Consider the following 11,199-nt stretch of genomic DNA (forward strand, 5'->3'; position numbering starts at 1 on the left):
GTGTTAAGGATAATGGTGTTAAGGAAAAATTTGCATGAATAATGCGATTGAAAGAGTACTTTCTCAATTAAACCTATTGGCTGAGAATAAGCTTAACGAGGTTCTGAATGCTTATCCTGTGCTGTCAAGCAATCAGCTGGGATTATGGCATGATAGCCTGCTTAATCAGGACAATAATGCCTATAACTTGGGTATCGTTTGGGAAGTTGATGAATCTGAAATATCAGAATCAGACATTAAAAACACGCTATTAGAATTGGTTTATGAAAACCGCACGTTCCGAAGTGTTTTTTATGAGCATCACGGTCAGGTCCATTTGATTCCATTTTCTGAACAGGCGTTCAGAATAGAATCTAATCGGTTTGACTCTGAGGATTTATTCCTGGATTTCTTAAAAACAGAATACGCAAAGCCATTTTATTTAAAAAATGAGTTCCCGGCACGTTTTTATTTGTCAAGATATAATAAGAAATTACATATTTGTTGTTTCTTCAATCATATTATTATGGATGGTTTTTCAATTGCACTTGTTAAGCAACGCATTGCGTCAAGGCAAGGAGAAAAAAATCAGAAAATAGATTTCTTCGATTATCTCTATCATCTGCCTAAGAAAGTGGATGATGAATCATTTGATAAATGGCGGGATTACTATAAGAATTTTGCAAGCAAGGAATTGACCTGGGGCGCAACTTCCTGGGAAATAGGCAGTCAGGCGAAAATTTTTGATTTTCCATTAATGGGTTTTCAGGATGTCATCGATTTTACCAAAGCGAAAAACATTCAATTATTCACGGTTTTCCATTATGCATTGGCGAAAGCGGTAGAAGAGATAACAGGTCAGAATAGTTTTTTCCTTGGCTGTACCGATCAGAATAGAGCAAGACCGGGTACCCAATCATTAATTGGGTATTTTGCCCGGACAATTAAACTGGTGTCGGTCCTTGATCCTGCTCAAGACGTTATTGATCAGCTTAAAAGATTGGATGAAAAGAATTTACAGGCGTTTTCATTGCCCGCGCTGTCAATACACGAAGTCGTTAACCATGTTACTGGGCATGACATTGAAAGGCCGTATCAAGTGGTGCTGGAATTACAACGTCTAACGTCGAATTCTTCCTCACTTTTACGTGAAAGTGAATTGGGTTCAAGGATTTTCTCGCGCAATGCCAAAAATGACCTGTCTGTGTTTGTTTTCGTCACGGATAACCAACAAGCCAAAGTTAGCATTGAATATGACTCTTCCGTGGTGACATATCCGACTTTAATGAAGTTAGTAACAGCATTTAATCAACACCTGTTGAATGTCTGCGGTAGCGAGGCGAGAAATCAGAGAGAATCCGGTCTGGCTTTTCTCCAGGGCAGTCGAACAATTAACGATTTTTCTATTTGTAACGCAATACAAACATTATGCCAAAAGCAAACGCTGGCTTTTTTAAATAGAGAGCCGATCTCTTTTGCACAGATGAGTGTTCGAGTTAATCAATGTGCAAGTTATATTTGCCAGCACTATGCTGTTGGACAGTATGTCGGTATTTATGCTCCGAGAACACCAGAGACAATTATCGCTTTATTAGGATGTTGGCTGGCTGGTCGGGTTGGTGTCTTAATTCCGCCGGGTTTGCCGGATGAAAGAGGGCGACATTTCTTTAATATATTGAAACTGGATAAGCTTATCAGCTTAGACACCGCACCAGATTATTGCTATGGACATAAGATAGAAAACATCGGGCAAGATAGACTGTCTTATGAGTTTTCCGCGGAACAGTCACATTCGGCTGGCTACGTTATTTTCAGCTCAGGCACAACAGGCAAACCCAAAGGTGTTGTTATTGGTCAAAATGCCATAGCGAATTTAGGGCAGTTTTTATCATCTATCTCGATGCCTGTACAGCGTTTTGCCTTGAACGCAGAATTTTCATTCGATGCATCTTATCAACAGATATTGCAAGTTTGTTTAGGTAAAAGCGTTTATATCCTGAATCAAGAAGAGAGACTTAATCTTGAACAGATGGCCGCAACGCTGAATCAGCATAAAATAGAAGGAATGGATTGCACGCCATCACAATTACAACTTTTCTTCGAAGAAGGTTTATTCGAAAAGGTTCCTTCTTTGCAATGGATATTAGTGGGTGGAGAAAAAATAAATGCGGATTTATTGCACAAAATAAAAAAATGCTCCCAGGTACAATTTATTAACGTATACGGTCCCTGTGAGTGTGCGGTAGATACCATTTTTGAAATTATTGATAAAGATACACCTAATGATGCTATTGGTTATCCAATCTGTCATACCAGCGTAGGTATTTATTCTGATACTCATGATTTATTGAATACCGGGGAAATAGGGGAAATTGCATTATTTGGTCCCTCTGTCGGTGAGGGATATGTCAATGATCAAGAGTTGACATTAAAGCGATTTATTGAGCTGGATACACCAACAGGCAAAAATAAAGGCTATATGACCGGCGATTTGGGATACATTGCGCCGGATAACCGCGTCTATATCATCGGAAGAAAAGATTCTCAGATTAAGATCCATGGTGTCCGGGTTGAATTAGAAGAAATTAATATTCGAGTCAGACATATTCATGGTGTTCAAGATGCCTATAGTGTATTTCACAAAGATGCAGGGTGCATCAGTGTGTACTATATATCATCTGAATTGAACTCTGATGATGATATAAAAAGCCGTATTGCTGATGAATTGAGCCGTCATCTTCCTGCTTATATGTTGCCGACGAACTATTATCAGGTCAGGGAATTTCCACTCAACACGTCGGGTAAAATAGATGTTAAAGCGCTGGTTAATTATGCCTCTGTTTCTGGTGATAATACCGTGAATATGAGTCAGGCTTCTGTTGCTGAAAACGCTTTAATAGAACTTCTGGCAGCAAAGACTAACATTACTATCAGTGATCCAACCCAGAGTATTTTCAATTTTGGTGCCAATTCATTGTTCCTGTTTAAAGTGCTTAAAGCCATTAATGCTACATACAAGGTACGAGTGACAATCGGGCAAATCATGGAAAACCCGACTATCCGGCATATTAATCAACACATTGAACGAGCTATAGAGAAAACAACCGTTAAAAGAACTATTTTAAATCAGTTAAAACCGTCGGAAAATAGTGACGCATGCATAGTCCTGTTTCACCCTGTCGGTGGTGAGCTGAATGGTTATTACACCTTGGTTAATCATCTTGATGCAGGAATTCCGGTTTATGGCATTGAAAGCCCAGCTGATCTGCGTTTAAAGAGCAATGTTAGCTTTGATGATCTTTGCCAGTTATATGCCAGAGAATTAATCGAGCATTGTGGTAACAGGAAAATACACCTTATAGGGTGGTCCTATGGTGGTGTAGTTGCCTTTGAAGTTGCCAGAAAACTCGTCTCCAAAAAAACCTGCCATAGCTACGGTGTTAAAACCGTCACATTGATTGATTGCGCTTATTCCGGGCATTTTAATATGGCAGACGAAGTAAATAACGCAATTACCTCAGTATTAAATGGATTAACTAAAGGACAATTCTCTTCAGAGAAAGATCTAAATGCATGGCAAGACAACATGCCAGGACTTTGTAACGAATTAAAACATCAACATGGGGTAGAAATAACGCCTGAGTCATTATCTGAAATGATAAAAACCGTGTTATGGCATCGTGACATTTTACGCACCCATGATTTTGACAGAACATCAAAAATCCCGTGTGACATCAATATAGTCTGGGCGACAAAAACATTATCCCATTTATCGGTTAATCAGGTTCATTGGGAACATTTATCAGAAAACACCGTTCGGGCTTTTCAGGTTGATGGCGATCATTATTCAATAATGCAAAATGTCGATCTGCCTGTTTTGGTTAATAACGTTTTTAAGGAAATATAAAATGAGCATATCAGATGTTAAATCTATGTATACACAATATCCTTATCCCAGCGCTTCCATTGGCGATAATCTGATTTATGATTTAGCGGGAATTTTTGGGTTAATTTTCAATGATGACTTATTAAACGGCAAGAAAGTTGTCGATTTTGGCTGTGGTACTGGACATAGATTAATTGGCCTTGCGAGTTTTTACCCTGAGACACAATTTGTCGGTGTTGACATGACAGAAAACTCTCTGGATGTGGCAAAAAAACTTATCGCACATCATAACCTGCAAAACGTGAAATTGGTCAATAGCACGATAGAAGGATTTAGTGAAAAAGGGCAGTATGATATTGCTATATCTACCGGGGTTTTTCATCATATGGAAAATCCATTAAATGGATTTCAGGCCGCTTATCATTCCCTTAACGAAAATGGCGTGGCTTTAATCTGGCTTTATCATGCAATTGGTGAATATAACAGGTTAAAAGAACGCGAAATCCTCCAGATTTTCGCACGCAGTATTTCGAAAGAAAAATACTTTTTAAATGTGGAGCTGATGAATCAACTCTGTAATCAATTGAGCCGAAATCAATATGGCAGTGATACAGCCAGTCATAGTGATGAAAGCGTTGATCAAATTGCGGTTGATGTTGATGCTTTTCTTAATCCAATCGTGAATGCCTATCATTATCATGAAATTGCAGATTTTTTCAGACTTGCTGGATTTCAAAGTGTCAGATGCTGTGGGCTAAATCGGGAGAAACAGAGTAAGCTTCTGGCAAACCAATTAAGTACAGTAAATGACAATTTATTCCTCCAGTTCACTGACTTGAATATTTCTGATGAACTCAAGGCGGTGTTCTGTTCAATGAGTTATTCTCAACAGATCCGAGTGATAGAACTTTTGTGGAAACCTAATGGAATTTCCTCGATTGGTTTTAAATCTGTGCAAGCCTTATCACTGGTTAATGACTGGGTCAGGGGCGAAGCATGACAACCTCTGTGCGTGCGACATTTTTTTTGGCGATTGCTTTTTTATCGACATTAGGTGACACATTATTGGTTATTTGCCTGCCTTTAGGGTTAGGCAAAGAGACTGGAAATATTAGTTTTGCCTTGTTAGCGTGGTTAATTCCTTCGATTGCTATATTTCTGTCTAGTTTTTTAGGTAAAGTGGTGAGCAAACGTAGTCATACAGAGAGGCGAGACTATGCATTAATATTGATAGCTATTGCGATCATAGAGATTATATTTGGCATTATCATTTTCACCGTTACCAGCCAATCGGCCATGTTAATCGTCATATCTTTATTTGTATTTTTTTATGCCATCGCAAAAGAGGGAATTACGCGACTGATATACAACGTGTCCATTTATAAATTTTTCTGTGAGAGCCGTACATATTTACGTATCTCGGGTAAAAAGGCGGCACTTGACATTGTTGCCGGTGTTGTTGGTCTGATCATTGCCTCCCAAATTATTTCTGCGGGAGAGTGGCGTTATGCTTTAATTCTGGATGCTATCACTTTTTTGATTTTTGGCGGCGGAGTGCTTCTTATTGGTAAAGATTATAGACACAATGAGACCTCCTCAAACACAGCATATATTAATGAAAAGAGTGTGGATAATAAGCTAATATCGCCCATTTTATGGATATTATTTGGTATGCCATTACTGCATGGAGTGAATGCACTATATGCTTATTTTCAGCCATTAATTATCGATAAAATGCAAATCATGTCTGTTTCAACCAGTATTTTGTTCTTATCCTTGATAAGACTCCCTGGCCTGATAGCAGGATATCATTTTGATAAATTGACACACTTTATCTCTTTACGTGCTGTTGTGTTTTTATTTCCGCTTACTTATGTGCTTGCGTCTGCGCTATTTATTTTATTCCCAAATGTATACACGATAACATTCACTATGTTCATGGGTGGGATAAGTATTGGCATATATAATCCGAGTTGTATTAACTTGATTAATGAACTCACTCGAGAGAAAGCGGTTACAGTTAATGCATTTATGCTGAGATGTATTGGTTTCTTCCAAACGACTGGCTGTGTTTTATCCATGATATTTTATGGTGGAGACGAATTGCCGCGATATCAAATAATCATTGCATTTCTGATATTCATGATAATCGGATTTGTTGTTGCAAAATGGGGGGCCAATAAGCTCTTCTTTACGTGGAAAACAGAAAAGCAAAACATTATTTAATTTTGTCATCATAAAGCATGCTGAATTTATCTTAATGGATTAAATCCTTAAGAACCGTATTTGTTTAATAAAAAAAAGAATATGCGTGGAATATCAATGAAATTGCAACCAGTAATTCCTTCAACCATGAATGCCTTTGTTATTCGGTCAGAAAGATATGGCGAGCCTATAAAAGCGATTAAACATGAAATCGTCGATGTGCCTGATGTGGGGGATACTCAGGTACTGTTGTACGTTATGGCAGCGGGACTTAATTACAATAACGTATGGGCATCTACTGGCAAACCTGTTGATGTCATTGCGACCAGACGCAAAAAAGACCGTTCAGCGGCGCCTTTTCATATTGGCGGATCTGAGGCTGCTGGCATTGTCTATGCGGTAGGTAAACGTGTGCAAAACGTGAAAATTGGGGATCACGTTGTTGTCTCGTGTTCAGTCTATGATGCGACCAGTATGGATGCCCGATTATCTCAAGATCCTATGTTTAACCGGGGGCAGGAAATTTACGGTTATGAGAAAAATTTCGGTTCCTTTGCTGAATACACACTGGTTGAGGATTATCAGTGTTATCCAAAACCGGCTCATCTCACATGGGAAGAGAGTGCTTCATTAATGCTTAATGGGCCAACGGCTTATAAACAATTAACACATTGGGTACCTAACATTGTTAAACCGGGCGATCCGATTTTAATCTGGGGAGCAGCCGGTGGGTTAGGCTCGTTATCCGTCCAACTGGCGCGTGCTTTGGGAGGATTGCCGGTGGCGGTCGTTTCTTCTGAAAACAAAGGTAAATATGTATGCGAGCTTGGGGCAATTGGATATCTATTAAGAGGGCAATATGCTCATTTTGGCAGATTACCGCCAATCCAGACGCCGGAACATGACGTATGGGGGCGCGAGTTTGCCAGATTCAGGCGAGATTATTTTAAGGTCTTGGGTAAAAAAGAACTTCCCAAACTGGTCATTGAACACTCTGGGGAAGACACATTCCCGACATCGCTCCAAATCTGCGATCATTCAGGCATGGTGGTGACTGTAGGGGGAACATCGGGCTACAACTGTGATTTTGATGTCAGACATTTGTGGATGCATCAAAAACGTATTCAAGGCTCTCATTACGCCAATATCAAAGAATGCAGAGAATTTCTTAATTTAGTGAATCAGAAGAAAGTGATTCCCACGCTCAATCGTGTTTTCGATTTTGAGCAACTCCCGGATGCACATCAGGAGTTGTACCAGGGGCAGATTTTCGGCAATGCGGCAATTTTGGTTAACGCTAAAACAGAGGGATTAGGTCGTCAGATATAAGATGTATTAGTCGCGACTTGATCTGACAATTCAACAGGTTAAATAGCGCCCTTTTTCTTGTAATTATAAGCTGTGGGTTATATCCTTTACAAACTCAGTCCGATTCGTGAAATTGAGTTGCACATTCGGACTGAGTTTCCTTTGTGAAAATTTGCTACTTAGAGTGAGTAATTACGTTTGAACCTCATATGAAATTATCGGAATCCAGTTCCTGGATTGATGAGTTGTGACAACTTATTTAGGGCTGCTGTTCTATCAAAGGCGCTATCCTGACGTAACGCATCGATAAGCTTGTTGAGCATCTCATCCGTCACATGTTCCATAATGAAAAGATGTGCATACTCAATACCATTTTTTGTCTCAGTAGAAAGAGAAAACTCTTCAACAATGTCGTCGTTAGGGCAAAGGAACAGAATGCTAAGGGAAAGCGGCGAGCGATGAACGTGAAGATCACGACCAAGTTCACGACTCAATGCCTGTAGTTTCTGATGAGCGTTCTCACTCATCTTGAGCTGATTGACGATTTTTTCAATCTGTTTTTCATGGGAGTGTTTAGCCAGATAGTGCCAAAGAATCAGGGCCGAAAAACCATTTCGTGAGCCAGCCAATGTGGAGTCCTGAGCACCTATATAATCCACATTTAGGAAGTTCAGTAGATATTTTTGTTTTGTCAGATAAATGCCTGTAGGCCACGGAACACCCATTTCCTTGTGTCCACTGGTCACGATAGAATGAACCGGGTTTCTAAAGTCAAATGAGGGCAGATGTCCCTCGCCAATATCAATTCCTTTTTGTTTCGCTTTCTCTAAAAACGGACCATACGCGGCTCCCAAAGCACCGTCAATGTGGAACCAATAGCCATTTCGCTTGCTTTGAACAACTTTGCCATTTTCCAGGGTAATTTCAAGAGTTCGCTCTTTGAGGCCGTACTGCTCAAGTATTGGTAGCAGCAGATCGATTGCCCCGCTTACATCATCAAGTGCACCTTTAAAAGAGGTTCCATAATTGAAGTTTACCGCTATAGGGAAGCCACGTGATGCAAAAAACTCTACCAATACACCAAGCTTATCGAGATCAATAGATCCTGTAGGGAGAGACGGGACCTTTGCTGGCCATTTTCCATCACTCGTCTTGATGGGACATTGTCCCGGATAAAGAGACTCACCGACTTTAGAGAAAGTGGAGAATACTAAAATATCTTTTGCTTTATCAATTGAGTAGTGTGCATCTTCGGAATAAAAAAGTATGGGTTTAAGCGAATTCTCGTTACCTTCCTCGAACTCCCCTTGTTGAAGGGAACTGTTTAAACTCGAATCAACCCAGAGAATCTTTCCGGCCAGATAGTCACGCGCGTTGCGCAGTGCATATAAATTCCCTTCAGTACTCCCCATTGACAACACATAGCCCCAATAGCCTTCGCCCGGAGCTGTGTTATATCTGTCAGGTATGTTCCAAAGTTTTGCAAAATAATCCAGCACGGCACGCTCAACAAACTTTGAATTGAGCCTGAAATTGCCTGCCATAAAAGGGTCGCCAACATTATTTAAATGAACATCTAAATACTTGCCAATTTCTGATGAATAATCGAGTTCCTGGTTGGCTTGATAGCCGAGGAATTTTTCTCGCGTTTTCTGTACATACGAATCCAGCTCTGTCAGGGCTTTCTTTCGCTCATCATCTGTTAATCCATTTTCAGATAGTTTAAACAGAGATTCATCAATCGGCACATAAGGTTCGTTGTTCATCTTTGACTCCATGTAATTCCATTTTCAGATTTAAATAGAAATTCATTAATTGCCACGTAAATTTTATTGTTCATATTTAGCTCAAATATAATGACTTACCATAAAAAATGTATTTTTAATCATGTTGTTATATTTTTATGGCGCCTCCTTAATGGCGTAATTTGTGTAAAATAATTTATATAACTTCTTTCGCATTTCAATCTTTTTTATTCGATTAGTTCTGGCAGGGCGGTGTATGTATTCAGATTGAGGTAAATATTGGAAATGATCGACTTAAGGTCAGAGTAATGTATTATTCAGCTTTTCTCAGAATAAATCACCACTTTTCATAGATATAATCCCCAAAATATTACATAAATATCTCCTTTTACAAACAAGGGGATAACATAATGCCAGTGAACCCGTCTCAACATAGAGCCGTAGTGGGAAATTATCAGAACCTGCTTCACGAAGAAAACGTACCTAACGATATTTCACAGCTTGCATCCCGGGTTATGAGTGTAAGAAATTCAGCAAAACCGCTGCAAATTTCAGGCGCCAAACAGGGAAACGTCAGTGAGAGTATTCCATTCCCGGTGATAGAGAGGAATATCTCCTCATTAGGCACCGTTTCTGTCCCGCCGGAAGTCAGTGGATCATCCTCCAGGGGAGGAGATGATTACCATAATCTGAAGAAAATGATTAATGACACTTTTAAAGAAAAACTGCCACAACTGATGGAATATCGCCGTAAGGGTTATAACGTCATTGGGCTTGATGAGGAGGGCATAAAACAACTGGAGGGTATGCTGAAGGCAATACCACCGGAGACACAACAACCCGCGATAAAAGACCTGTATTCTGCCACACAGAACTTGCTGAACACACTGAAACAAAATCCTCTCCTGCCGGAAAATCAGGACATGATACAGCAGTCAAATTCGGTTATCAGAAACCTGAGCGATGCGCTGGAAGCCCTGGATGCTGCCGGGAAGGTAAGCCAGGTGACATGGGAACAGGAGGTTGAAAAGATAGCCCGGGAGCAGAAGGAAAGACTGATTGCGGTAACAATGGACAGACTCAGTGAAACCGGGGATAAATACCTGCCTGGCAGCGATAATGGTTTCTTTCAGCTCAGTAAGGAGCAGAGAAGACAACGGGCTGAAGGATTATTATTTTCCGAGGCAAATCGGTTTACGGCAGAGCACTTCAAATTTGAACGACTGAGGAAATCGCTGCTTGCGGAGAGCCGGATCACACGACAAAGGCTTACGGGATATCTGGAGACAACATCTGCCGGAATATTAGCGGGTGCCAGAGATGCCCGGGAATATGCGATGAAGACCCTGTTGCCACAAGCGGATGTTAATCCGGCAAGTTTGGGGAATGCAGAACAACTCAGGCACTGGACCCGGAATTATAATCAGTATTCCAGACATATCCGTGTGGTTGACGGTGAGATAAATCGTAATATTTTGCAGGGAAATCCTCTGATTGGTGCTCGCATAAAAGAAATGAGTGATGAGCCTGCCCATATCAAAATAGCCCGTGCCATCCTTCCCGTTTCTGAAGCGCTGGGTGCAGTTTTTGTCGCACTCGAGCGGGAGAAGAAGAGAGTTCAGCCTTCAGAGGAAGAATTCAACCTACCCAACGAGGACGGGGGGGATGGATTATGGAAAGGCATCAAAAAAACCGGCCAGAAGATAAAAGAGACATCCGCTCACGTGACCTGGATGACGGGAAACAAAGCCAGTAAAACAGCCTCAAGGGCGAGACACAAACTTAAGGGGACATCCGATACTGAAAGTGTCAACGGAGCAGTCAAAGGTACGGCGCTGCTGTTTCTGGATGAAATTCAGCAGGCTGAGCGACGGATAAAACTATTACCGTCCTCTGCCTGGATGCTACAGGAGGCGGTGGAGCAGCACAGCCGTGTGACCCAACGTACAGCCTATCGTGATGAGTTGCCAGAGCTCAGTGAGCTACTTAATCAACAGCTAGAACAGGAAGCGGCGCGGTGGCAGGCAGTCGGGCAGCAATCCAGGGACAAGTTACAGGAATTGATAGCACCGGTAA

Annotated in this window: 6 protein-coding genes; 5 read left to right on the forward strand and 1 reads right to left on the reverse strand. The window is 40.9% G+C overall.

The genetic code is table 11. The features are described from left to right. The first annotated feature begins 34 nt into the window (after window positions 1–34). The 4 genes from BO26_RS12605 to ccrA all read left to right on the forward strand — a co-directional run bounded on the left by BO26_RS12605 (window position 35) and on the right by ccrA (window position 7,399). Window positions 35–3,886 carry an AMP-binding protein gene (locus BO26_RS12605; RefSeq protein ID WP_036771836.1) on the forward strand — a complete coding sequence of 1,284 codons (3,852 nt, stop codon included), beginning with the start codon at window positions 35–37 and terminating at the stop codon, window positions 3,884–3,886. 1 nt (window position 3,887) lies between these two features. Beyond that, window positions 3,888–4,865, forward strand: coding sequence for a class I SAM-dependent methyltransferase (locus tag BO26_RS12610; RefSeq protein ID WP_236637450.1), 978 nt, complete (start codon window positions 3,888–3,890; stop codon window positions 4,863–4,865). After that, complete coding sequence (locus BO26_RS12615; protein ID WP_036771837.1) at window positions 4,862–6,091, forward strand: MFS transporter; 1,230 nt, start codon at window positions 4,862–4,864, stop codon at window positions 6,089–6,091. The genes BO26_RS12610 and BO26_RS12615 overlap by 4 nt, the downstream gene beginning before the upstream one ends. A gap of 96 nt (window positions 6,092–6,187) precedes the next feature. Further along, window positions 6,188–7,399 (forward strand): crotonyl-CoA carboxylase/reductase, encoded by a 1,212-nt coding sequence (gene ccrA / locus BO26_RS12620; protein ID WP_036771838.1) that lies wholly within the window; start codon window positions 6,188–6,190, stop codon window positions 7,397–7,399. 194 nt (window positions 7,400–7,593) lie between these two features. Here the strand turns inward: ccrA and BO26_RS12625 are convergent, their stop codons facing one another. After that, window positions 7,594–9,144, reverse strand: a complete 1,551-nt coding sequence (locus BO26_RS12625) for a pyridoxal-dependent decarboxylase (RefSeq protein ID WP_051690968.1) — start codon at window positions 9,142–9,144, stop codon at window positions 7,594–7,596. 389 nt (window positions 9,145–9,533) lie between these two features. Here BO26_RS12625 and BO26_RS12630 point away from each other — a divergent pair. After that, on the forward strand, window positions 9,534–11,199 hold a 1,666-nt coding region (locus BO26_RS12630; protein ID WP_036771840.1), incomplete at its 3' end, for a hypothetical protein.

Source organism: Photorhabdus australis DSM 17609, from assembly GCF_000711895.1.
GTDB classification, from domain to species: domain Bacteria; phylum Pseudomonadota; class Gammaproteobacteria; order Enterobacterales; family Enterobacteriaceae; genus Photorhabdus; species Photorhabdus australis.